The sequence below is a fragment of the Streptomyces sp. PR69 genome (assembly GCF_026420845.1).
GTDB lineage: Bacteria > Actinomycetota > Actinomycetes > Streptomycetales > Streptomycetaceae > Streptomyces.
In genome coordinates this window covers 37810-59858 of record NZ_JAOWCB010000005.1, presented here as the reverse complement: position 1 = coordinate 59858, position 22049 = coordinate 37810, and the positions used below count along the sequence as shown (strand labels likewise).

The 22049-nt window shown below is 72.7% G+C and carries 20 protein-coding genes; 3 read left to right on the top strand and 17 right to left on the bottom strand.

What is annotated here, in order from left to right; translation table 11 throughout:
- Nucleotide 1: 1 nt before the first annotated feature.
- Nucleotides 2-1012, bottom strand: coding sequence for an NADP-dependent oxidoreductase (locus OF819_RS06435; protein WP_267242556.1), 1011 nt, complete (start codon nucleotides 1010-1012; stop codon nucleotides 2-4).
- Between the two features lie 112 nt (nucleotides 1013-1124).
- On the opposite strand from OF819_RS06435, the gene OF819_RS06430 reads away from it, so the two are divergent.
- Nucleotides 1125-1718 (top strand): TetR/AcrR family transcriptional regulator, encoded by a 594-nt coding sequence (locus OF819_RS06430; RefSeq protein ID WP_267242381.1) that lies wholly within the window; start codon nucleotides 1125-1127, stop codon nucleotides 1716-1718.
- Between the two features lie 76 nt (nucleotides 1719-1794).
- Here the strand turns inward: OF819_RS06430 and OF819_RS06425 are convergent, their stop codons facing one another.
- The 8 genes from OF819_RS06425 to OF819_RS06390 all read right to left on the bottom strand — a co-directional run bounded on the left by OF819_RS06425 (nucleotide 1795) and on the right by OF819_RS06390 (nucleotide 10717).
- Nucleotides 1795-2280, bottom strand: a complete 486-nt coding sequence (locus OF819_RS06425; RefSeq protein WP_267242380.1) for a methylated-DNA--[protein]-cysteine S-methyltransferase — start codon at nucleotides 2278-2280, stop codon at nucleotides 1795-1797.
- Nucleotides 2281-2298: 18 nt separating this feature from the next.
- Complete coding sequence (locus OF819_RS06420; protein ID WP_267242379.1) at nucleotides 2299-3780, bottom strand: DNA-3-methyladenine glycosylase 2 family protein; 1482 nt, start codon at nucleotides 3778-3780, stop codon at nucleotides 2299-2301.
- Nucleotides 3781-3830: 50 nt separating this feature from the next.
- Nucleotides 3831-4352, bottom strand: coding sequence for an O-acetyl-ADP-ribose deacetylase (locus OF819_RS06415; protein ID WP_267242378.1), 522 nt, complete (start codon nucleotides 4350-4352; stop codon nucleotides 3831-3833).
- A gap of 25 nt (nucleotides 4353-4377) precedes the next feature.
- Nucleotides 4378-5796, bottom strand: a complete 1419-nt coding sequence (locus OF819_RS06410) for a phytoene desaturase family protein (RefSeq protein WP_267242377.1) — start codon at nucleotides 5794-5796, stop codon at nucleotides 4378-4380.
- A 114-nt stretch (nucleotides 5797-5910) separates the two neighbouring features.
- The gene (locus tag OF819_RS06405) at nucleotides 5911-6732 is read right to left on the bottom strand and encodes an inositol monophosphatase family protein (protein ID WP_267242376.1); all 822 of its coding nucleotides are present in this window, start codon (nucleotides 6730-6732) and stop codon (nucleotides 5911-5913) included.
- A gap of 41 nt (nucleotides 6733-6773) precedes the next feature.
- Complete coding sequence (locus OF819_RS06400; RefSeq protein WP_267242375.1) at nucleotides 6774-8537, bottom strand: gamma-glutamyltransferase family protein; 1764 nt, start codon at nucleotides 8535-8537, stop codon at nucleotides 6774-6776.
- A gap of 111 nt (nucleotides 8538-8648) precedes the next feature.
- Nucleotides 8649-9266 (bottom strand): TetR/AcrR family transcriptional regulator, encoded by a 618-nt coding sequence (locus OF819_RS06395; protein ID WP_267242374.1) that lies wholly within the window; start codon nucleotides 9264-9266, stop codon nucleotides 8649-8651.
- 5 nt (nucleotides 9267-9271) lie between these two features.
- Nucleotides 9272-10717: an amidase gene (locus OF819_RS06390; protein WP_267242373.1), complete on the bottom strand. Its 1446-nt coding sequence runs from the start codon at nucleotides 10715-10717 to the stop codon at nucleotides 9272-9274.
- 55 nt (nucleotides 10718-10772) lie between these two features.
- Between OF819_RS06390 and OF819_RS06385 the strand changes: the two genes are divergently transcribed.
- On the top strand, nucleotides 10773-11567 hold the full coding sequence (locus tag OF819_RS06385; protein ID WP_267242372.1) for an SDR family NAD(P)-dependent oxidoreductase: 795 nt from the start codon (nucleotides 10773-10775) through the stop codon (nucleotides 11565-11567).
- A gap of 62 nt (nucleotides 11568-11629) precedes the next feature.
- Here OF819_RS06385 and OF819_RS06380 read toward each other — a convergent pair whose 3' ends face one another.
- From OF819_RS06380 to OF819_RS06350, 7 genes are all read right to left on the bottom strand, one after another.
- Complete coding sequence (locus tag OF819_RS06380) at nucleotides 11630-13213, bottom strand: NCS1 family nucleobase:cation symporter-1 (protein WP_267242555.1); 1584 nt, start codon at nucleotides 13211-13213, stop codon at nucleotides 11630-11632.
- Nucleotides 13214-13297: 84 nt separating this feature from the next.
- Nucleotides 13298-14296, bottom strand: coding sequence for a TIGR03842 family LLM class F420-dependent oxidoreductase (locus OF819_RS06375; RefSeq protein ID WP_267242371.1), 999 nt, complete (start codon nucleotides 14294-14296; stop codon nucleotides 13298-13300).
- A 14-nt stretch (nucleotides 14297-14310) separates the two neighbouring features.
- Entirely contained in the window at nucleotides 14311-15717 is a 1407-nt protein-coding gene (hydA, locus tag OF819_RS06370; protein ID WP_267242370.1) for a dihydropyrimidinase, read from the bottom strand.
- A 112-nt stretch (nucleotides 15718-15829) separates the two neighbouring features.
- Nucleotides 15830-17110: an aspartate aminotransferase family protein gene (locus OF819_RS06365; protein WP_267242369.1), complete on the bottom strand. Its 1281-nt coding sequence runs from the start codon at nucleotides 17108-17110 to the stop codon at nucleotides 15830-15832.
- A complete protein-coding gene (locus tag OF819_RS06360) occupies nucleotides 17107-17949 on the bottom strand; it encodes a nitrilase-related carbon-nitrogen hydrolase (RefSeq protein WP_267242368.1) in 843 nt (280 codons plus the stop codon). Before OF819_RS06360 ends, OF819_RS06365 begins: the two co-directional genes overlap by 4 nt.
- 228 nt (nucleotides 17950-18177) lie before the next feature.
- Nucleotides 18178-19623 carry a hypothetical protein gene (locus OF819_RS06355; protein ID WP_267242367.1) on the bottom strand — a complete coding sequence of 482 codons (1446 nt, stop codon included), beginning with the start codon at nucleotides 19621-19623 and terminating at the stop codon, nucleotides 18178-18180.
- Between the two features lie 250 nt (nucleotides 19624-19873).
- Nucleotides 19874-20137, bottom strand: coding sequence for a helix-turn-helix domain-containing protein (locus tag OF819_RS06350; protein WP_267242366.1), 264 nt, complete (start codon nucleotides 20135-20137; stop codon nucleotides 19874-19876).
- Between the two features lie 72 nt (nucleotides 20138-20209).
- Between OF819_RS06350 and map the strand changes: the two genes are divergently transcribed.
- On the top strand, nucleotides 20210-20977 hold the full coding sequence (map, locus tag OF819_RS06345) for a type I methionyl aminopeptidase (RefSeq protein ID WP_267242365.1): 768 nt from the start codon (nucleotides 20210-20212) through the stop codon (nucleotides 20975-20977).
- A gap of 225 nt (nucleotides 20978-21202) precedes the next feature.
- Here the strand turns inward: map and OF819_RS06340 are convergent, their stop codons facing one another.
- Nucleotides 21203-21970: a glycoside hydrolase family 75 protein gene (locus OF819_RS06340; protein WP_267242364.1), complete on the bottom strand. Its 768-nt coding sequence runs from the start codon at nucleotides 21968-21970 to the stop codon at nucleotides 21203-21205.
- Nucleotides 21971-22049: the final 79 nt, after the last annotated feature.

Genomic DNA, 22049 nt, shown 5'->3' with positions numbered 1-22049 from the left:
CCTAAGCGACCGTGAGCACGATCTTGCCTTGGATGTGTCCTCGGGCTGCGCGTTCGTGCGCCGCTCGGGCATCCGCGAGCGGATACGTGCTGTCTATCGCCACCCGGACCGTGCCCGCGTCGAGCAGGCCTCCCAGTTCAGCGAGTTGCGCGCCGTTCGAGCGGACCTGGGTGCCTGAGACCGTGACGCCGAGCTTCGCGGTCTCTTCGTCGTCGTATTCGCCGAAGAACACGGGGAACAGGGCGCCGCCGCGCTTGAGCGTGCGCAGGAAGCGACTGCTGTCGCGGCCGCCGACGGTGTCGAGGACGAGGTCGACGCCGTGGACGAGTTCCTCGGGACGACTCCTGGTGTAGTCGATGAACTGGTCGGCGCCGAGCTCGCGCAGGAACGATTCATGAGCGCCCGATGCCACCGCGATGACATGTGCGCCCTTCCACTTCGCCAGTTGCAGTGCGAAGTGCCCCACGCCGCCCGCGGCGCCGTTGACGAGCACCATCGTGTCGGCGCCGAGGGCCGGCGGACGGTGCCGCGCCGCCTGGAAGGGGGACGGGTGATCGTGTCCGAGCTTGATCAGGAACTGCCACGCCGTCAGCCCGGCCATAGGCGCCCCGGCGGCGTGCACATGGTCGATGCCGGCCGGCTTGCGTGCGAGGTCCGACGCGGGCGCGGCCACGTACTCGGCATACGCCCTGCCGTCGAAGCTGGGAAACCGGAGGAGACCGAAGACTTCGTCGCCTATGGACAGGCCGTCCACGTCCGCGGCGGCGGCCACCACGACGCCCGACACGTCCGTCCCCGGAATCACGGGCAGGTCGAACTTCGGCCTCGTCTCCGGAGGCAGGTTGGTCAGCCCGTCGCGCAGGTACCAGTCGGGAGGGTTGACACCGACCGCGTGTACGCGAACGAGCACCTCCCCCGGCCTCGGCTCGGGGATCGGCACCTCGTCGTAGCGCAGAACCTCAGGGCCGCCGTGCTCATGCAGCCGGATCGCTCTCATCGTGTGTGTCGGCATCGTCTTCTCCAACCCCCGCCAGGGGATACGCTTATTCGGATCAGCGATCCACATTATCCGGATCACTGATCCGAATATATGGATCAGTGATCCGGATAGTCAAGAGGGACAGATGCGTGCCGACGCCAGGAAGAATCGTGACCACCTACTCGCCATTGCGGGCGCCGTCATCACCGAGCAGGGCGTCGACGCATCACTGCGCGACATCGCGCGGAGGGCCGGCGTTGGGCTCGCCACGCTGCTCCGGCACTTCCCGACGCGCGAGGCGCTGCTCGATGCCTTGCTCCGCACGAGCTTCGACGAGCTGACGGCAAGGGCGGGCGAACTTGAAACGTCGAGCTCGCCGGAAGACGCACTCGTTGCGTGGCTGCGCGACTGCGTCGCCTGCGCACATGAGTACCGGGGCGTTGTGGCGCTGCTGACGGCCGCCATCGAGGACACCGAGTCCGCACTCCATGCCTCGTGCGTCACCATGCGCGCGGCCGGCACACGGCTCCTCGCCCGCGCTCAGGCCGCGGGCACTGCGCGGACCGACATTGACGGCACCGATCTGTTTGCGCTGGTAGCGGCGCTCGCATGGCTCGGTGATCAGCCCTCGCTCACGCCACGCTCCGATCACCTCTTCGATGTCGTCGCGGGCGCGATCCTGGCAAGCGCAGAGAACGGCGACGCCGAGGAGAAGCGCCGCCCTCAAACCCGTGGCTGAAACCGCCGCGGGTCCGGCGAACCCGGCCGCGCGTTCGGCAAGGGGCGGTCCGACGCCCGGTCGGAGCGCCCCGGGCTCAGCCGGACGTGCCGCTCTCGAACGCCAGCAGCCGCCGCTTGCGCTCCAGCCCTCCCCCGTAGCCCACCAGGCTCCCCGACGCGCCGATCACCCGATGGCACGGGACGATGATCCCGATCGGGTTCTTGCCGTTGGCGAGGCCGACGGCGCGGGAGGCGCCCGGTTTGCCCAGGGCCTGGGCGAGTTCGCCGTACGAGCGGGTCTCGCCGTAGGGGATCGTCCGGAGCTGCTGCCACACGCTGCGCTGGAACGGCGTGCCCTCCAGGTGCAGCGGCAGGTCGAACTCCGTGAGTTCGCGGGCGAAGTAGGCGTTCAGCTGGCGGATCGTCTCGCCGAAGGGGCGCGGGTCCGGTTCGCCGAAGGTCTCCTCGGGCGGGCGGTGCCGTTGGTGCTCCATATGGAGGCGGGCGAGGACGCCGTCGACGGCGACGAGGGTCAGGGGGCCGTAGGGGCTGTCGATGACGGTGTGCTGGCGGTAGCTCATGGGGAGGGTCCAGGGTCCTTATACGGGAAGGAAGTTGATGGGGTGGCTGTCTGTGGCCCATAGGTACTGGACGGCGTAGGCGCGCCAGGGCCGCCAGGCCGCCGCTCGGGCGGTGAGCGCTGCGGGGGTGGACGGCAGGCCCAGCTCCGCGGCGGCGCGGCGCATGCCGAGGTCGGTGGGGAGGAAGGCGTCGGGGTCGCCCAGGGCGCGCATCGCGATCACGTCGACGGTCCAGGGGCCGAAGCCGGGGAGCGCGGTGAGCTGCCGGCGGGCGTGGTCCCAGTCGCTGCCGGGGTCGAGGGAGAGTGCGCCGCCGGCCAGTGCCGCGACCAGCGTGGTGAGGGTGGTGCGGCGGCTGCGCGGCAGGGCGAGGCTCTCCGGGTCGAGCGCGGCGAGCTGCTGTGGCGACGGGAAGAGGTGGGTGAGTGCGCCCTCGGGGTCGTCGACGGGCTGCCCGTGGGCCGCGACGAGCCGGCCGGCGTGGGTGCGGGCCGCGGCCGTGGACACCTGCTGGCCGAGGACGGCGCGGACGGCGAACTCCGCGGCGTCGACGGTGCGCGGCACCCGCCGCCCCGGCTCCTTGTCGACGAGCGGGGCGAGCAGCGGATCGGCGCGCAGCCGGTCGTCGACGGCGGCCGGGTCGGCGTCCAGGTCGAGCAGCCAGCGGCAGCGGCTGATGGCGATGGTGAGGTCACGGTGGTCGGTGAGGGAGAGCCGGCAGGCGATATGGCCGGGCCGCGGGGTGAGGGCGACGATGCCGTGCCCGTACGGGAGGGTGAGCGTGCGGCGGTATGCGCCGTCGCGCCATTCCTCGACCCCGGGGACGGCGGTGGCGGCGAGATGCCCGAAGAGATTGCTGGGGGTGAGCGGGGTGCGGTACGGCAGCCGCAGGGTGATCGCTCCGGGCGTCCGGGCCGGTGCGGCGTCCGGGGAGCGGCGGGCGGCGCGGGTGCGCAGTTCGCCGGGGGTGAGGGCGAAGACCTCGCGGACGGTGTCGTTGAAGGCGCGGATGGAGGAGAAGCCCGCGGCGAAGGCGATGTCGGCCATCGGCAGGGACGTCGTCTCGATGAGCAGCCGCGCGGTCTGGGCGCGCTGGGCGCGGGCGAGCGCCAGCGGCCCGGCCCCCAGCTCGGCGCGGAGCTGCCGTTCGATCTGGCGGGTCGAGTAGCCGAGGCGGGCGGCGAGGCCGGGGACGCCCTCGCGGTCGACGACGCCGTCTCTGATCAGCCGCATGGCGCGGGCGACGGCGTCGGCGCGGGCGTTCCACTCGGGGGAGCCGGGGGTGGTGTCGGGGCGGCAGCGTTTGCAGGCCCGGTAGCCGGCCTGCTGGCAGGCGGCGGCGCTCGGGTAGAAGGTCATGTTCTCCGGCTTGGGCGGCACCGCGGGGCAGCTGGGGCGGCAGTAGATCCCCGTAGTGCGCACGGCCGTGAAGAACCAGCCGTCGAAGCGGGCGTCCTTCGACTGGACGGCGCGTACGCAGCGTTCCGTGTCGGTGTGCATGGCTCAAGCATGGGGCACGGCCACCGGGCTCGGCTGGCGGAAAAACGACATCAGCCTTCCGCTGCCAGGGCCGTCTCGAATTCCCGATAGGCGTGTTCATCGAAGAGGACGAACCGCACCTCCTCGATCGGCGGGGCGGCCTCCGCCCGGACGGTGCGGATGGCGATGCGGGCGGCGTCGTCCATGGGCCAGCGGTATACGCCCGTGGACACCGCGGGGAAGGCCACCGTCCGCGCGCCCAGCCCGGTCGCCACGCGCAGGGACTCGCGGTAGCAGGAGGCCAGCAGCCCGGAGCGGTCCTCGGAGGCGGACCACACCGGGCCGACGGTGTGGATCACATGATCGGCGTCGAGGTTGCCCGCGGTGGTGGCGACGGCCTGGCCGGTCGGCAGGCCCTTGCCGTAGCGGGAGGCGCGCAGGGCGCGGCACTCGGCGAGGATCTCGGGGCCTCCGCGGCGGTGAATGGCCCCGTCCACTCCGCCGCCGCCCAACAGGGAGGAGTTGGCGGCGTTGACGATGGCGTCGGCGCGCTGGCGGGTGATGTCGCCCTGGACGAGCGTGATGGCAGCCATGGGGCCATCATCCCTCCGCCGGTTCTCAGCGCGCGGTGCGCAGCCGCCGCCAGACCGCTTTTGCCGCATGGTGGCCGGACATGCCGTGTACGCCGGGGCCGGGCGGGGTGGCCGAGGAGCAGATGAAGACGGAGGGGTGCCGGGTCGCGTATGGCACACGGGCGAGGCGCGGCCGGATGAGCGTCTGAAGGCCCGCGAAAGCGCCGCAGGCGATGTCCCCGCCGACGTAGTTGGCGTTGCGCCGGGCCAGCTGCGGCGGGCCGGAGACGGCGCGGGCCAGGATGAGGTCGCGGAAGCCGGGGGCGAAGCGCTCCAGCTGCCGTTCGATCGCCTCGGTCGCGTCGCCGTCCCAGTCCGCCGGGACATGCCCGTACGCCCAGAGGATGTGTCTGCCCTCCGGGGCCCTGGACGGGTCGACGACCGTGGGCTGTGAGGTGATCAGGAACGGTCTGTCCGGGGCGCGGCCGGTGACGGCGGCGCTGAGGGCCGCCTCGATCTCCTCGGCCGTGGGTCCGAGGTGCACGGTGCCCGCGGTCCTGGCCTCCTCGGCGGTCCATGGCACCGGTCCTGACAGCGCGTAGTCGATCTTGAAGGCGGCCGCGCCATAGCGGTAGTGGCGGTAGGCGTCGCCCAGCCCCGCGATGCGGGCGAGCGCGGTCGGGGAGGTGTCGAAGACATACGCCCGTGCCGGGGGCAGTTCGTCGAGCCGCTTCACCTCGACGCCGGTGTGGATCCGGCCGCCGTGGTCGCGCAGAGCGGCGGCGAGGGCGTCGGCGATGGCCTGGGAGCCGCCGCGGGGCAGCGGCCAGCCCCTGGCATGGGCGGCGAGCGCGAACATCAGGGCGATGCCGCCGGTGGCGAGCCCGCTGGTGGGGGCGATGGCGTGGGCGGCGAGCCCGGCGAGCAGGCCCCGCGCCCGCTCGCCGCGGAACCGGCGCGCGAGCCAGCTCGCGGGCTGGATGGCGGCGAGGCCGAAGCGTGCGAAGCGGTACGGGTCGCGGGGCAGGCCGTCCCAGGGCGTGCGCAGGAAATCCCGCGCGAGCGTGTCCCAGTGTCCCAGGTAGGGCTGGACGAGCCGGCGGTACGCCCCCGCGTCCTCGGCCCCCAGCGACATGGCGCTCTCCCCCAGCGAGCGGGTGAGCACGGCCGCTGTGCCGTCCGGGAAGGGGTGGGCGAGCGGCCGCTCGGCGTGCAGCCAGTCAAGTCCGTACCGCTCCAGGGCCAGCTCCGCGAAGACGGGTGAGCCGATGCCCAGCGGATGCACCGCGGAGCATGGGTCATGGCGGAAGCCGGGCAGGGTGAGCTCCTCGGTCCTGGCACCTCCGCCGACCGTGTCGAGGGCCTCGAACACCTCCGTGCGCAGGCCGCGGCGGGCCAGTTCGACGGCTGCGGTCAGCCCGTTGGGTCCCGCCCCCACCACGACGGCGTCGAGCATCGACGGCACCTTGGGACTCCTTCGTCTGCCGATGGCCAAGAGGTTCCCAGAATAGGCCGCCGTGGAGGAGGGGGAGACAGCAGATCTGGCTGGGTGTCAGCCCCCGGCCGCCGCAGGGGGCCGTCAGCCGGCCAGCAGCTCGCGTACGCGCCGGGCCGTGGCCGCGTCGCGCGCCGCCGTGAACGGCAGGGCGTTGCCCCCGAAGAGGCGGAAAGGCTCGCCCGAGAGCGTCAGATTCGCCCCGCCCGCCTCGGCGACGAGCAGCAGTCCCGCCGCATGGTCCCAGGCCAGCTCCCAGGAGAAGGCGACCGCGTCCAACGCGCCCCTGGCGACGTTCAGATACTCCAGTCCCGCGGAGCCGCACACGCGGGTGTGCACACCGGGCGCCCGCAGCCCGAGCAGGGCGTGCTTCTCCTCGTCCGTCGTGAAGTCCGGGTGCGACATGGCGACCTCCAGCACCGCGCCGGGCTCGGGCGAACCCGCCCGCAGCGCCTCGCCGTTCAGCCGCGCGCCGCCGCCGCGGACCGCGACGGCCATCTCGTCGAGCGCCGGGGCGTATGTCCAGGAGGCCAGCGTCTCGCCGCCCTGCGCCAGGGCGACGAGCGTGCAGAACTCCGGCTCGCCGTGCACGAACTGACGGGTGCCGTCGACCGGGTCGACGATCCACACCGGGGCGTCGCCGCGCAGCGCCTCGTATACGGACGGGTCCGCGTGCACCGCCTCCTCGCCGACCACGACCGAGCCGGGGAGCAGCTTGGTGAGCGAGGCCGTCAGATGCTCCTCGGCGCTGCGGTCGGCGATGGTCACCAGATCGTGCGGCCCGCTCTTCTCGACGATCTCGTGCTCGGCGAGCTGCCGGAAGCGGGGAGTGATCTCGGCGGCTGCCGCCTTGCGGAGCGCCTCCTCGACGTCGGTCAGGTGGGCGCTTGCGAAGTCATCGATCATACGTCCAGCTAAGCATGGTCCGCTGACAACCGTCGGTGCGGTCAGCGCCCCACCGCGTAACCCTGCATTCCCCTGGGGTTCGCCGCGGCGGACAGGACCCCGGTGCGCGGGTCGCGGGCGACCGCGCAGAGCCGCCCCTCCGACCAGGGGCCGCCGATGGTGACGTCATGGCCGCGTCGCCGCAGTTCGGCGAGCGTCTCGGGGGCCATGCGCGACTCGGCGGTGACGCTGCCGGGGCGCATGCCGCGCGGGTGGAACGAACTGGGAAACGCGTCGTTGTGCCAGTTCGGGGCGTCAATCGCCGCCTGGAGGCCGAGACCGCCGTGGGCGAGCGCCAGGAAGAAGTGCAGCTGCCACTGGTCCTGCTGGTCGCCGCCGGGGGTGCCGAAGGCCATGACCGGCTCGCCGTCGCGCAGCGCGAGGGACGGGGTGAGCGTGGTGCGGGGGCGGCGGCCTGGGGTGAGGGTGCCCGGCAGCCCGGGGTCCAGCCAGGTCATCTGGAGCCGGGTGCCGAGGGGGAAGCCCAGCTCGGGGACGACGGGGTTGGACTGGAGCCAGCCGCCGCTGGGGGTGGCGGCGACCATGTTGCCCCAGCGGTCGACGACGTCGACATGGCAGGTGTCGCCGCGGGTCGCGCCGTCGGCGGACAGGGTCGGCTCACCGGCGCCCGGGCCGCCGGCGGGTCCGGGGAGCGCGGTCGCGTACGGGCTGAGGCGGGGTGTGCGGCCACCGGGGCTGCCCGGCCGCAGCTCGTACGAGGCCTTCTCGCCGATCAGCGTGCGGCGGGCGGCGTTGTACGAAGGGGAGAGCAGATCGCCGAGCGGGACGCCGGCGGCGTCGCCGTACCAGGCCTCGCGGTCGGCCATGGCGAGTTTGCAGCCCTCGACCAGGAGGTGGACATACTCCCCCGAAGCGTACGGGGGCAGTTCGTCCGGGAGCAGTGCGAGCTGCTGGAGGAGCACCGGGCCCTGGCTCCAGCCGCCTGCCTTGCAGAGGGTCCAGCCCCGCCAGTCGTAGCTGACCGGGGGCTCGTACGACGCCGAGAAGCCGGCCAGGTCGCCGGCCGTCAGCACGCCGGTGTGGTGGGCGCCGCTGGTGTCCAGGGTGGGCCGGGCCGCCTGCCGCACAAGCGCCTCGGCGATGAACCCCGCCCGCCAGACGGCGCGCGCCGCCTCGATCTGCGTCTCGCGGCCGGGGCCGGCCGCCTCGGCTTCGGCGATCAGCCGCCGCCAGGTCGCGGCGAGGGCGGGATTGCGCAGCAGCCGGCCGGGGGAAGGGGCGTGCCCGCCGGGCAGATAGACCTCGGCCGACGAGGTCCACTCGGTCTCGAACAGCTCGCGGACGGTCTCGACGGTCTCGCCGATGTGGGGGACCGGGAGGTGCCCGTGGTCGGCGTACTCGATCGCGTACCGCAGCACCTCGGCCAGGGACTTGGTGCCGTGGTCGCGCAGCAGCAGCATCCAGGCGTCGAACGCGCCCGGCACGGCGGCGGCGAGCGGCCCGGTGCCGGGCACCAGGTCGAGCCCGAGCGCCCGATACGCCTCGGCGCTCGCCCCGGCGGGCGCGGGCCCCTGCCCGCACAGCACCCGCACCTCGCCGCCCGCCGGCGCGACGATGACCGGCACCTCCCCGGCGGGCCCGCACATATGCGGCTCCACGACATGCAGGACGAATCCCGCGGCGACGGCGGCGTCGTAGGCGTTGCCGCCGTTTTCGAGCACGGCCATGGCGGATTGGGAGGCGAGCCAGTGCGTGGACGAGACCATGCCGAAGACCCCGGTGAGGGTGGGGCGGGTGGTGAACACGGGGTGGGGGCTCCTGTGGGTGCGGGTGGCTTGGGGGTTTCTCCCCAGCCCCGCCCCATCCCGAAACGGGGGCTCCGCCCCCGGACCCCCATACGGCCTGAAGGCCGTGTCCTAGCTGAGGGAGTTCGAGGCGCGGGGGTGCGGGGGCGTAGCCCCCGGGAGCGCGCCGCGCGCCAGGAGGAGCAGCGCGTCCACCAGGTCCTCCGCGGGCGACCCCGTGGCCAGTCGCCGGAGCTGGAGGCCCATCACCAGCGCCACCGTCGTCGCCGCCAGGCGCTCGGCGTCGGGGACGCCGAGGCCGCCCAGGATCTGCGCGGCCAGGCGGTCATACGCGGCGAACGCCTCCGCCGCCGCCTCGCGCAGCCGCCCGTCCCGCCCCGCCTCCACATAGAGCTCGAACGGCGCGATGTGTTCGCTGTCGAAGGCCATGCCGCCCGCCACCTGCCCCGCCAGCGCCGCCGCTCCTTCGATGTCGATGCCCTCCTGCTGGCAGGCGTCGGCGAGTTCCGTGAAGCGGCGGGTCTCCTCGCGGACGAAGTGCAGCAGGCTCTCCCTGAGCAGTTCGTGCTGGCTGGCGAAGTGGTACGTGACGGAGCCGAGGGAGACCCCGGCCTCCTTGGCTATGCGCCGGTTGGTGACCGCCGCGACTCCGCCCTGGCCGATGATGTGCAGGACGGCGGCGATGATGCGCTGCCGGGTGACCGGGGCGGAGCGAACGGCGTGGGACATGGCGGTCATTGTTCCACCGGTGCGCTCCCGTTGATCGCGGGGGCGGGCGGCCGCTTCTCGTGCCAGCGGAGGTCTGCTTCCAGCTGGGCGGCCAGCGAGATCAGGCGTTCCTCGCCGCCCGCCGGGCCGAGCAGCTGCGCGCCGACGGGCAGGCCGTCGCGGGTGAGGCCGGCGGGCACATTGACGCCCGGCCAGCCCAGGACGTTCCAGGGCCAGGCGTACGGGCAGGCGGCGATCATCGTGGAGTCGGTGCGCCAGGCGCTGAGCCCGTCGAACGTCCCGACGCGGGGCGGCGGCGCGGCCGTGGTGGGGGTGAGCACCACATCGTACGCGTCGAAGATCGCGCCGATGCGGCGCTGCTGCCGCGCCTCCATGGCGCGCGCGGCCCGGACCGCGCGACCGGAGAGGGTACGGCCGCCGAGCGCCCGTCCGCGGCGCACGGCGGTGCGGGTGCGCGGATCGAGGAGCGCGGGCTCCGGGTGGTGGGCGGCCACCTCGGCGATGCCCGCGCTGGCACGGGTGACCAGCGCAAGTCCGACCAGCCCGTAGCGGGGCCTGGCCTCTTCCACATGGTGGCCGAGGCGGGCCAGGGCTTCGGCCACCTCGCCGACGGCGCGCCGGACTTCAGGGTGCGGCGCGGCGCCCGTGAGGGTCATCGGGGGCCGCCAGGCGAGCGCGACGCGCAGCCGTCCGGGCTCGCGCCGCGCGGCCGCTGAGGCGTCGACGGCGCCCGGCCGGTGCCGGTCCTCTGGCCGGGCCCCCTGGACGGCGTCGAGGAGCAGCGCCGCGTCGGCGACCGTGCGGGCGAGCGGGCCGTTGACGGCAAGTCCCTGGAAGGCGTCCGCGTACGGGTGCAGGGAGACCCGGCCGCGCTGCGGTTTGATGCCGACGAGATGGCACCAGGCGGAGGGAATGCGGATGGAGCCCGCGCCGTCCGAGCCGAGGGCGGCGGGCACGAGTCCGGCGGCGACGGCCGCGGCCGAGCCGCCCGAGGAGCCGCCGGGGGTGTGGGTGAGCGACCACGGGTTGCGCGTCGCGCCGAAGGCGGGCCCTTCGGTGAAGGCCCACTGGCCCAGCTCGCAGGAGTTGGTCTTGCCGACGATCACGGCCCCGGCGGCGCGCAGCCGCCGTACCGACTCGCCGTCCGCGGCGCTCGGCGGGAGTTCGCCGCGGCAGCCGAAGAGGGTGGGCAGCCCGGCGACGTCGGTGTCGTCCTTGACCGCGACCGGCACTCCGAGGAGCGGCAGCCGCTCCCCCGCCGCCAGCCTGCGGTCGGCTTCCCTCGCCTCCTCAAGGGCTTGCTCACCGCGCACCCAGCGGAAGGCGTTGACCGTGCTCTGGCTGGCCTCGATGCGCCGGATCGCTCGGGCCGTCAGCTCTTCGGAGGTTGTATGACCCTCCGTCAACTCTTTGGCGCTTTGCGCCAGTCCGGTGAATGTCCCGGTGGACATGACCGCCCCGCCTCCCTATTGTTCGTTCGAACGAACAGAACTGGAGGGTAACCAGATGCGCATCACCGGAGCAACGGTTCTGCTCACCGGAGTCACCGGCGGCATCGGCAGCGCACTCGCCGCCGAACTGCACGCCCGGGGAGCCGAGTTGATCCTCTCGGGCCGCCGCAAGGAGGCTCTGGAGCCGCTGGCCGCCGTCTACCGCGCGCGTACCGTCACGGCCGATCTGGCCGACCCCGACGATGTCGAGCGCCTCGCCGCCGAGGCGTCCGGCGCGCAGATCCTGATCGCCAACGCCGCCCTGCCCTCCAGCGGCGATCTGCTGGACTACACCCCGGGCCAGATCGACCGCGCCCTCGCCGTCAACCTCCGTGCGCCCGCCATGCTGGCCCGGCTGCTGGCGCCCGGGATGGCCAAGGCGGGCCGGGGCCATCTCGCCTTCGTCGGCTCCATGTCCGGCAAGACCGCGACCAAGGCGGCCGCCCTGTACGGCGCGTCGAAGTTCGGGCTGCGCGGTTTCGCGCTGGCGCTGCGCCAGGATCTGCACCACACCGGGGTGGGCGTCTCCATCGTCCAGCCCGGTTTTGTGCGAGACGCCGGGATGTTCGCCGCGACCGGCGCGGCCACGCCGGGCGGGCTGCGCACGGTCTCGCCCCGTCAGGTCGTCAGCGGGGTGGTGCGGGCCATCGAGCAGAACCGGGCCGAGGTCAATGTCGCGCCGTTCGAGCTGAAGCTGCTGACGGCGATCGGCGGCCAGTTCCCGGCGCTGTCGGAGCGGGTCCAGCGGCGGATGGCGGGAGCGGACCGCACGATGCGCCAGATCGTCCAGGCCCAGCGGCACACCCGCTAGCCGGCGCGACCGGGGGGGGCTCCGCCCCGGCCCCCCCCGCGCCGCACACGCCGGCGAACCGCTCAGCGTGGTCGCCGCGTCACCGGGGCCATCAGCGCCAGATACAGCGCCAGCGACACCCCCAGTCCCACCGCCCATCCGTAGTCGGCGAGCGGCTTGAGCAAGGGGATCAGCCCGTCCTCGGGGAACGGCCCCTTGCCCGGCGCGGAGTGCGAGCCGCCCACCGCGAGCACCGCGCCCGCGGCGAAGGCGGTGACCGCGCGCCGGTTCCAGCCGGAGGAATACCAGTAGACGCTGCCCGCCGTATAGAGCCCGGCCAGCTCCAGACGGGTGCGGCGCAGCAGCCAGTAGTCGGCGATGAGGATGCCCGCGACCGTGCCGAGCAGGCCGCCGACGGTGCCGAGCCAGGTGAAGATATAGACGTCCGGGTTCTCGATCAGCTTCCAGGGGAAGATGACGACGCCAATGACGCAGGCGATCAGCGCGCCCGTGCGGAAGGTGATCAGCTTGGGCGCGAGATTGGACAGATCGTAGGCCGGGCTGACGAGATTGGCCGCGATGTTCGTGGACAGCGTCGCCAGAAGGATCACCAGCAGCGCGAAGACGACGCCGGCGGTGCTGTCCATCCGTGCCGCCAGCTGGCTGGGGTCCCAGATCGGCTCGCCGTACACCGCCTGCGAGCCCGAGGTGACGAGCACCGACAGCAGGGCGAAGGCGGCCATGGTGGTGGGCAGTCCCAGGCTCTGGCCCCACACCTGGGCGCGCTGGCCGGCGCCGAAGCGGGTGAAGTCCGGGATGTTGAGGGAGAGCGTCGACCAGAAGCCGACCATGCCCATCAGCGCGGGGAAGAACACCTTCCAGAAGTCACCGCCCCAGCCGAGCTGTGAGGGCTGGTCGAGGAGCGGGCCGAAGCCGCCGGCCTTGTCGGCGATCCACCACAGCAGCGCCAGGGCGCCCGCCAGCATCAGCGGCGCGGCCCAGTTCTCCAGTCGGCGCACGGCCTCCATGCCGCGAAGGATGATGACGATCTCGATCGCGAAGAACAGCAGGAAGCACAGCCACTGGGTCCAGGGGTATCCGGCGACCGTGCCCGCCCCGGTCCACCAGCCGCCCGCGCCGAAGATCCGGCCGGCCAGGAAGTAGATGGACGCACCGCCGATCCAGGTCTGGATGCCGAACCAGGCGCAGGCGACCAGTCCGCGCAGCAGGGCGGGCAGATTGGCCCCGCGCAGCCCGAAGGAGGCGCGGGCCAGCACCGGGAAGGGAATGCCGTATTTGGGCCCGGCATGGCCGGTGAGCAGCATCGGCAGCAGCACGATCACATTGCCCAGCGCGATGGTGAGCACGGCCTGCTTCCAGTCCATGCCGAGGGCGACCAGACCGGAGGCGAGCGTCCAGGAGGGGATGTTGACGGCCATCCCGATCCAGAGCGCGGCGAAGTTATAGGTGGTCCAGCGCCGTTCGGCCAGCGGCACGGGGTGCAGATCGGCGTTGGCGAAGGGGCTGTCGGCCGGATACGCGCCCGGGGCGAGCTCCACCCTGCCGTCGGCGGCGGTCGCCTGGGGGGATGGGGATGCGGATGGGGATGGCGAGGATGACGGGGATGACGGGGATGACGGGGATATGGGCGCGGGCACGTCGGACATAGGCATGCCGTTCTTCGTATGCGGCGGGGAGAGAGCCGGGGACGGGGGCGGACGGGCGCGGGCGGTCGGCCGTGCGGGGCGGGCTCAGGCGAACGCGGGGATGACCTTCTCCCCGTACGCGTCGATCACGGCTTCGCGTGCGTCGTGCATGGCGTACACCGCGAACTGGTCGACACCCAGCTCCCGCAGGGCCCGCAGCTTCTCGATATGCGCCTCGGCCGGCCCCAGCAGACAGAACCGGTCGACGATCTCGTCGGGGACGAAGTCCGTGGAGGGGTTTCCGGCGCGGCCGTGATGGCTGTAGTCGTAGCCGTGCCGCTCCTTGATGTACGCGGTGAGGGCCTCGGGCACCATGCCGGAGTGCTCGCCGTAGCGGGCGACGAGATCCGCTACATGGTTGCCGACCATGCCGCCGAACCAGCGGCACTGCTCCCGGGCGTGCGCCAGATCCTCTCCGACGTACGCGGGGGCGGCCACGCAGATCGTGACGTCGGACGGGTCGCGGCCCGCCTCGGCGGCCGCGGACCGCACCGCCTTGACCATCCACTCGGTGAGGAAGGGGTCGGCGAGCTGGAGGATGAAGCCGTCGGCCTTCCGCCCGGCCAGCGCCAGCGCCTTGGGTCCGTACGCCGCCATCCAGACGGGCAGCCTGCCGTCCCTCACCCAGGGGATGCGCAGCCGCTGCCCGTCGACCAACGCGTCCCGGCCCTCCGCGAGGTCGCGGATGACGTCGATCGCCTCGCCGAGCCGGGCGAGGGTGTTGGGCTTGCGCCCGGCGACGCGCATCGCGGAGTCGCCGCGTCCGATGCCGCAGACGGTGCGGTTGCCGAACATGTCATTGAGGGTGGCGAAGGTGGAGGCGGTGACCTCCCAGGTGCGGGTGCCCGGGTTGGTCACCATCGGCCCGACGGTCATCCGCTGGGTGTGTTCGAGGATCTGGCTGTAGATGACGAAGGGCTCCTGCCACAGGACCGCCGAGTCGAAGGTCCAGCCGTAGCGGAAGCCGTTGCGCTCGGCGCGGCGCATCAGGGAGACGACCGACGAGGCGGGCGGATCGGTCTGCAGGACGAGTCCGAAGTCCATGGCGTACGGCCTCCTCAGTTCAGGTACTGGCAGGTGGAGCGCGGCGTGTAGACGCCGTGTCCGGCGTGGCCGGTGTAGGTGCGCCGGTCGATGACGACCTCGCCGCGCGACAGGACCGTCTCCACCTGCCCGGTGACCGTCTTCCCCTCGTACGCCGAGTAGTCGACGTTCATATGGTGGGCAGCGGCCGAGAGCGTCTGCTCGGCGTGCGGGTCGTAGATCACGACGTCGGCGTCGGCGCCGGGCGCGATGGTGCCCTTCTTCGGGTAGAGCCCGAACATGCGCGCCGGGGTGGCGCAGGCGACCTCGATCCAGCGGCGGCGGGTGAGACGGCCGTCGAGCACGGCCTGATGGAGGAGATCCATCCGGTTCTCCACGCCGGGCAGTCCGTTGGGGATCTTGGAGAAGTCGCCGCGGCCCAGCTCCTTCTGTCCGCTGAAGCAGAACGGGCAGTGGTCGGTGGAGACGACCTGGAGGTCGTTGGTGCGCAGTCCGCGCCAGAGCGCCGCCTGGTGCTCGCGGGGGCGCAGGGGCGTGGAGCAGACGTACTTCGCGCCCTCGAAGTCCGGCTCCGCGAGATTGTCCGCAGACAGGAACAGATACTGCGGGCAGGTCTCGCCGAAGACGGGGAGCCCCCGGTCGCGGGCGGCGGCGAGTTCGGCGACGGCCTCTTCCGCCGAGACATGGACGACATACAGCGGGGCGCCGGCGACCCGGGCGAGCTGGATGGCCCGGTGCGTGGCCTCCGCCTCCAGCAGGACCTTGCGCACTTCGCCGTGGTGGCGGGGGTCGGTCTCGCCGCGCGCCAGGGCCTGTTCGACCAGGACGTCGATCGCGATGCCGTTCTCCGCGTGCATCATGATCAGCCCGCCGTTGGCGGAGGAGCGCTGCATGGCCCGCAGGATCTGTCCGTCGTCGCTGTAGAAGACGCCGGGGTAGGCCATGAAGAGCTTGAAGGAGGTGATGCCCTCCTCCACCAGCAGATCCATCTCCTTGAGCGTCGACTCATTGACGTCGGAGAGGATCATATGGAAGGCGTAGTCGATGGCGCAGACGCCGTCCGCCTTGGCGTACCAGGCGTCAAGACCTGCCCGCAGGGCCTGCCCTGCGGTCTGGACGGCGAAGTCGACGATGGTGGTGGTGCCGCCCCAGGCGGCGGCGCGGGTGCCGGTCTCGAAGGTGTCGGAGGCGAAGGTCCCGCCGAACGGCAGCTCCATATGCGTATGGGCGTCGACGCCGCCCGGGATGACGTACTTGCCGGTAGCGTCGATGGTGCGGTCGGCGGTCCAGGACTCTGCGGCCGCCGTGCCGTGTGCGGCGAGCGCGGCGATCCGGCCGTCCTCGATGAGCACGTCGGCGTGGGTCTCGTCGGCCGCGGTGATGACCAGGCCGCCGCGGATCAGGGTGCGGGTGCTGCTCATGCTGTGCGCTCCCTTGAGTCTCTATGCTCAGGTGCTCAGGTGCTCAGGTGCTTGCGTGCCCAGGTGCTTGCGTGCCCAGGTGCTTGCGTGCCCAGGTGCTTGCGTGCTCGGGTCAGATCTCGTGGAGGGCCCGTTCGAGGATGGCCGCGCCCTCTTCCGCCTCGGCGACGGTGAGGGAGAGCGGCGGTGCGATCCGCAGGACGGTGGTGCTGTGGCCGCCGCCCTTGCCGATGAGCAGCCCGCCCTCGCGGGCGGCCTCCATGACGGCCGCGGCCGCTTCGGGGTACGGGGCGTCGGTCTCCGGCCTGGCCAGTTCGACGCCGATCATCAGCCCGCGGCCGCGGACCTCGCGTACGGCGGGGACGGCGGCGCCGATGGCGCGCAGCCGCTCGATCAGCAGTCCGCCGACCCGGCGGGCATTGCCCTGGAGGTCGTGTTCCAGCAGATACGAGAGGTTGGCCAGACCCGCCGCCATGGTGACCGGGGAGCCGCCGAAGGTGGAGATGGAGTTGGCGTCCAGACAGTTCATGATCTCGGCGCGGGCGACGACTCCGCCGACGGACATGCCGTTCCCGATGCCCTTGGCGAAGGTGAGCATGTCGGGCGGGCCGCTGTCGGCGTGCGCCTGCCAGCCCCAGAAGTGGTCGCCGGTGCGGCCCCAGCCGGTCTGCACCTCGTCCGAGATCCACAGCACGCCGTGGCGGTTCAGGACCTCGCGGAAGGCCGCGTACAGCCCGTCCGGCGGGGAGGTGAAGCCGCCGACGCCCTGGATCGGCTCGGCGATCAGCGCGGCGGGGTCGCGGGTGTGCCCGAGGAGGTCTTCCAGGTCGGCGACGCACGCCTCGGTGAACCGGTCGTCGGTGAGCTGCGCGTACGGCCCGCGGGTGCGGACGCCCCCGTGTACATACAGCGTCTGCAGCGGGGAGAGGCCGGTGGTGGACCAGGAGCGGTTTCCGGTGACGGAGACCGTGGAGAAGGAGCGGCCGTGGTAGCTGTTGCGCATCGCCAGGATCTGGTTGGAGCCGCGGTAGGCGGTGGCGAGCAGCAGCGCCGTGTCATTGGCCTCGGTGCCGGAGGTGGTGAAGAAGACCCGGGCGTCGGGGATGCCGGAGAGGGACGCGATGCGCTCGGCGAGCTCCACCATGAGGCGGTTGAGGTAGAGGGTGGAGGAGTGGATGAGCCGCCCGGCCTGTTCGCTGACCGCCTTGGTGACTTCCGGCAGGGCGTGGGCGGTCATGGTGGTGAGGATGCCGCCGAAGAAGTCGAGATAGCGGTTGCCGTCGGCGTCCCAGACATGGCGGCCCTCGCCGTGGGTGAGTTCGATGGGGCGCTCGTAGAAGAGGGCGATCCAGTCGGGGATGACGGCGCGGTGGCGCTCGTAGAGGTCGCTCACGGCCGCACCAGCCCCTCGTATGCGTCGGGCCTGCGGTCCCGGTAGAACGCCCACTGCTGTCGCACTTCGTCGATGAGGTCGAAGTCGAGGTCCCTGACGACCAGTTCCTCCTCCTTGTCGCTGGCTACCTCGCCGACGAACTGGCCGCGCGGATCGACGAAGTAGCTGGTGCCGTAGAAGTCGTTGTCGCCGTACTCCTCCTGGCCGACGCGGTTGATGGCGGCGATGAAGTACTCGTTGGCGACGGCGGCCGCGGGCTGTTCGAGCTGCCAGAGATAGGCGGACAGACCGCGGGAGGTGGCGGAGGGGTTGTAGACCAGCTGGGCGCCGGCCAGACCGAGCTGCCGCCAGCCCTCCGGGAAATGGCGGTCGTAGCAGATGTAGACGCCGACCTTGCCGACGGCGGTGTCGAACACAGGCCATCCGGCGTTGCCGGGCCGGAAGTAGAACTTCTCCCAGAAGCCCTTCACCTGCGGGATATGGTGCTTGCGGTATTTGCCGAGGTAGGAGCCGTCAGCGTCAATGACGGCCGCGGTGTTGTAGTAGAAGCCGGCGCCCTCGATCTCGAAGACCGGGACGACGATCACCATGCCTGTCTCGCGGGCGAGCGCCTGCATCCGGCGTACGGTAGGGCCGTCGGGGACCGGCTCGGCCCAGCGGTAGTGCTCCGGATCCTGGACCTGGCAGAAGTACGGTGCGTTGAAGACCTCTTGGAAGCCGATGACCTTGGCGCCCTGCCGGGCCGCCTCGCGGGCGTGTTCCTCATGCTTGGCGATCATGGATTCGGTGTCGCCGGTCCAGGTGGCCTGGACGAGCGCGGCGCGTACGACTTGGGCCATGGGTCGCTCCTTCGACGGCGCGTCAGAGAGCCTCTACGCACGTAGACAGTGCGTAGGAGGAGAACGTAAGCCCCGTCACACAGCGGGGCAAGACCATCGTCGTTAACCCGCCGAGTCGATCATGTTTCGACGCGGATCGGTCAGGGGTGAGCATGGATGGGCGGAGTCCGTCAGCGGGCCGGACGCACTGATGGGCTGTGGCCTGACTGTCCGGCGGGCCGGCGGCCTTCAGGCGAGATGGCCCGCCACGCGCAGCGCGTGCACCAGATCGCGCTCGCGTGCCGCGGAGACCGCGCGGGCGGCGTCGAGCAGACGCGGCACCAGCCGCCGCGGAGCGGTCTCGGCGATGCTCGCGGTCTCCTCGGGCGTACGGCTCCGAGCGAACGCGGTGAGCAGCGCATGGGCCTCGGGCCCGCCGCCCTCGTCTTCCAGCGCCAGCGCCGCGGCGGCGATGTCGGCCGCCGGGCGCGCGACGCCCTGGCGCAGGAGCTGACGGCTGTCGTCGGCCCGGCCGGCCGCGGCCAGGGCCGAGGCGGCCGCCGCGAGCCGCGGGGCGGGCTGCGAGGCGGCCTCCCACAGAAGGGTCGCCCAGTCGGCGGAGAGGCCCGCGCGGCACAGCTCCGCGGCGAACACGGGGAGCCAGTCGGCGGGGCGGGCGGCGGCCTCGCAGAGAACGACGTGCGCTTCGCCGCTGCGGCCCTCCGCGCGGAGCCGCCCGAGGGCGGCGACGGTCTCCCGGGCGGCGTGCCGGGCGGCGTCGGGGACGGGTGGCGCGGCGGGCGCGGGAGCGTCGGCCGGGGAGCCGCCGAAGCGTGCGCCGCGCGGGGTCGCGGACGGAGCGGCCGGCAGCACGGGCACGGCGGCGGCCCCCTCCGGCGACGCGTCATCCGCCGCCTCCGCCTCCATCCCGGCGTACCTGGCTCCGCGAGGCCGCCGCGGCTTGCGGGAGCGTGCGGGCTCGGCGCGAGGCCCGGAGTCCGGCTGAAGCTGAGGCTGGGGCTGGGGATGCGGTTTGGCCTCCGGCTCGCGCTGAGCCTCCGGGTCGGGCCGTGCGGGGCGGAACCAGTCGGAGGATTGGTGCGCAGAGGGCTCGGGCGCGGACGGCGCGGGCGCGGACGGCGCGGGCGCGCCCAGCGTCGGGGCTGTGGCGGCCGTGGGGCCCGCCTCATCCCGGTGGGCGGCGAGGCGGCCGCGGAACTCCGCGACTCGGGCGGTGGCCCGTGCATGGTCGTCACGCGCCCAGGCCAGGTCCGTCGCGAGCCGTTCGGCCTCAGGCCCGCCGTCCGGCTCCGCGCCCATCCGGCGCAGCAGCTCCTCCGCACGGTCCGCGGCATACGTCTGTTCACGGAGCATCAGCTCCAGCCGCTCCACCAGCGCCTCGCGGCCCCCTGGCAGCCGGTCGTACGCCGCGGCCGCCGCGGAGTGCAGCTCCCGCGCACGTACGGACGCGAGCTCTGCGGCCTCCGCGCCCCTGACCCCCGCGAGGTCGTGCAGCAGGGCCTCCACCACATCCCACGGCGGAACCTCGACGCCGTCGAGACAGGCCCGCATGCCGCCGGGATCGCGCTGCCAGAAGACGCCGCACCAGCCGGCGGACTCGTCGAGCAGCGCCGTCAGCTCACTGAGGTACCGCGCGAAAACCTGCGTTTCCAGCGGGAGTTGATGTTCTGTCATCGCCGTCCCTGCCCTCGTTGGAACCGCAGGCATTGGACCGCATCCGTGTTACAGGACGGCTACGCGGCGTTTTCGGATGGGCTCCCAGACGCCTACGGACGGCGGCGCGGCGCGGAGAGGACGGGCTCCTTAACCGGGGGCTCCGCCCCCGGACCCCCGCTCCTCAAACGCCGGAGAGGCTGGATTTCTGCCCCCCGCGCCTCAATCGCCGGCGAGGCTCAAAAGAGCCCGTCCGGGCGGACCCCCACCCCTAGCCGGCAGGCGCAAGCACGCATCGGGCGGCCAAGTCGTCCATGGACAACCCCAGCGCCGACGCAAGCGCCGCCACCGTGAAGAACGCCGGTGTCGGCGCCCTGCCGGTCTCGATCTTGCGCAGAGTCTCGGCGGAGATCCCCGCCGCCGCGGCGACCTCGGCCATGCTCCGGCCACCGCTCGCCTCACGGGCCTCGCGCAGCAGCCGCCCGAGCCGCTCGCCGCGTTCGCGTTCTTCGGGGGTGAGTGGGGTGCGCACCATGACCCGATTCTAATCACGGTATTCTTATCCCGGTATTTGAATAACGGTGATCTCATCGGTGGAGGCGTGGACGTGGTGGAGCTGAAGAGCGATGCGTCGATCGAGGCGATGCGGGAAGCGGGCCGGACAGTGGCGCGGGCGCTGGCCGCGGCGCGGGAGGCCGCCGCGCCGGGGGTCGGCCTGCGGGAGCTGGACCGGGCGGCGCGGCGGGTGCTGGCCGAGGCCGGGGCGGAGTCGCCGTTCCTCGGATATCACCCTGGCTGGGCGCCGACGCCCTTCCCCGCCGTCGTGTGCACATCGGTGAACGACGCGATCGTGCACGGCGTCCCCGGCGGATACCGGCTGCGCGACGGCGACCTGGTGAGCGTGGACTGCGGGGCGGTGCTGGACGGCTGGGCCGGCGACGCGGCGGTCAGCTTCACCGTGGGGCGGGGCCGCCCGGAGGACGAACGGCTGATCAGGACCGCCGAGGAGGCGCTGGCCGCGGGCATGGCGGCGGCGGTCGTCGGCAACCGCGTGGGGGACATCGCCCATGCGGTCGGGCAGGTGTGCCGGCGAGCCGGCTATGGCATCCCGGCGGGGATGGGCGGCCACGGGGTGGGACGGCGGATGCACGAGGACCCGGCGGTGCCGAACGAGGGGCGCGCGGGTCGGGGCATGCCGTTGCGCCACGGCATGGTGCTGGCCATCGAGCCGATGCTCATCGCGGGCGGGGGCGACGGATGCCGTACGGCGGGGGACGGCTGGACGGTCCGCACGGCAGACGGGACGCGCGCGGCCCACGCGGAGCACACCGTCGCCGTCACCGCCTCCGGCCCGAGGATCCTCACAGCCCTGTGACCCCCGGTCACGTGCGGGATGCCCATGGCCCGGGCAGGCGCCGGAGACCCCGCGTACCCAGCACCTGTCCGGTGCACTGGGGCCGGGTGACCGAAGCCGCCCGGGCCGGAGGGGAACGTGCCCCCAACGAGGGCGGACCCGCCCGGGAAACCCCGGGGCACGGAGCGAAGGGCCGCACGGAGCGAAGAACCGCACAGGGCGAAGCCCCCGCACGCCGCGGCGGCGTCACTCGTCCGCCAGGAATCCCGCCGCCATCGCCGCCCCCACCCGCGCCGCCTCCGCCCGGTCCTCGATCGGGGAAACCCGTGTGTTCTTGAAGACGATGTACGTCACTCCGGACGGCACTCCCCCGCCCCGGGGGTCCGGGTCGATCCCCAGCGCCTTGGCCGCGGCGTAGGACGCCTCGCCGATGACGGTGGTCGGCCCGGTGTCCCCCACCACCGCGTACTGGACGCGGTCCCGGTAGATCACCGCCGCGGCCGACCCGCCCCGGATGCCGTGCGCGCGGTAGTCCCAGATGCGGCTGGGCGCGGGCACCACGATGAACGGCAGCTTCTCGGCGTTCAGATGGCGGCCGTCGGACTGCCGGAAGGCCGTCGTGGCGTGGAACCACGGGTCCGTCCGGCTGTTGCACTTCGCCGTGGGCACCCCGTCGCAGTCGATGTCCATGTCGGCCTTCCAGAAGACCGCCCCGTCCGTCCCGCACACCGGGATGTCCGCCCGCGCCCCCGCGTCCTTGCGGTATTTCCCCTTGGAGATCTGCCGACACCGCTGGACCTTGGCGAGCAGGGCTCTCGCCTCGGCCGGGGCGGCGGCGGTTCCTTCTTCACGCTCCTCCGCCCAGCGGTCGTCCTCGGCCAGGTCGGCGGTCCGGTAGGACCAGGGTCCCGGCTCGGGCGGGGCCACCGCGGGCAGGGCGGCGGCGGGCAAGGCTGCGACGGCCAGCAGGACGGCGCCGCCGGCGACGGCGAGAGCGGTTCTTCGAGTGCGCACCAAGGACCCTTTCTCTGGAGAAACAGGTCCTTACCCGGTTATATGACGATCTTCTCGCCATACCCGCCGTACGGAGTAA

Coding starts and splice junctions, on each gene's coding strand:
- hydA (WP_267242370.1), bottom strand. CDS start 15,717: ATGAGCAGCACCCGCACCCTGATCCGCGGCGGCCTGGTCATCACCGCG.
- OF819_RS06380 (WP_267242555.1), bottom strand. CDS start 13,213: ATGTCCGACGTGCCCGCGCCCATATCCCCGTCATCCCCGTCATCCCCG.
- OF819_RS06430 (WP_267242381.1), top strand. CDS start 1,125: ATGCGTGCCGACGCCAGGAAGAATCGTGACCACCTACTCGCCATTGCG.
- OF819_RS06385 (WP_267242372.1), top strand. CDS start 10,773: ATGCGCATCACCGGAGCAACGGTTCTGCTCACCGGAGTCACCGGCGGC.
- OF819_RS06415 (WP_267242378.1), bottom strand. CDS start 4,352: ATGGCTGCCATCACGCTCGTCCAGGGCGACATCACCCGCCAGCGCGCC.
- OF819_RS06435 (WP_267242556.1), bottom strand. CDS start 1,012: ATGCCGACACACACGATGAGAGCGATCCGGCTGCATGAGCACGGCGGC.
- OF819_RS06405 (WP_267242376.1), bottom strand. CDS start 6,732: ATGATCGATGACTTCGCAAGCGCCCACCTGACCGACGTCGAGGAGGCG.
- OF819_RS06420 (WP_267242379.1), bottom strand. CDS start 3,780: ATGCACACCGACACGGAACGCTGCGTACGCGCCGTCCAGTCGAAGGAC.
- OF819_RS06425 (WP_267242380.1), bottom strand. CDS start 2,280: ATGAGCTACCGCCAGCACACCGTCATCGACAGCCCCTACGGCCCCCTG.
- OF819_RS06395 (WP_267242374.1), bottom strand. CDS start 9,266: ATGTCCCACGCCGTTCGCTCCGCCCCGGTCACCCGGCAGCGCATCATC.
- OF819_RS06355 (WP_267242367.1), bottom strand. CDS start 19,623: ATGACAGAACATCAACTCCCGCTGGAAACGCAGGTTTTCGCGCGGTAC.
- OF819_RS06360 (WP_267242368.1), bottom strand. CDS start 17,949: ATGGCCCAAGTCGTACGCGCCGCGCTCGTCCAGGCCACCTGGACCGGC.
- OF819_RS06390 (WP_267242373.1), bottom strand. CDS start 10,717: ATGTCCACCGGGACATTCACCGGACTGGCGCAAAGCGCCAAAGAGTTG.
- OF819_RS06350 (WP_267242366.1), bottom strand. CDS start 20,137: ATGGTGCGCACCCCACTCACCCCCGAAGAACGCGAACGCGGCGAGCGG.
- OF819_RS06375 (WP_267242371.1), bottom strand. CDS start 14,296: ATGGACTTCGGACTCGTCCTGCAGACCGATCCGCCCGCCTCGTCGGTC.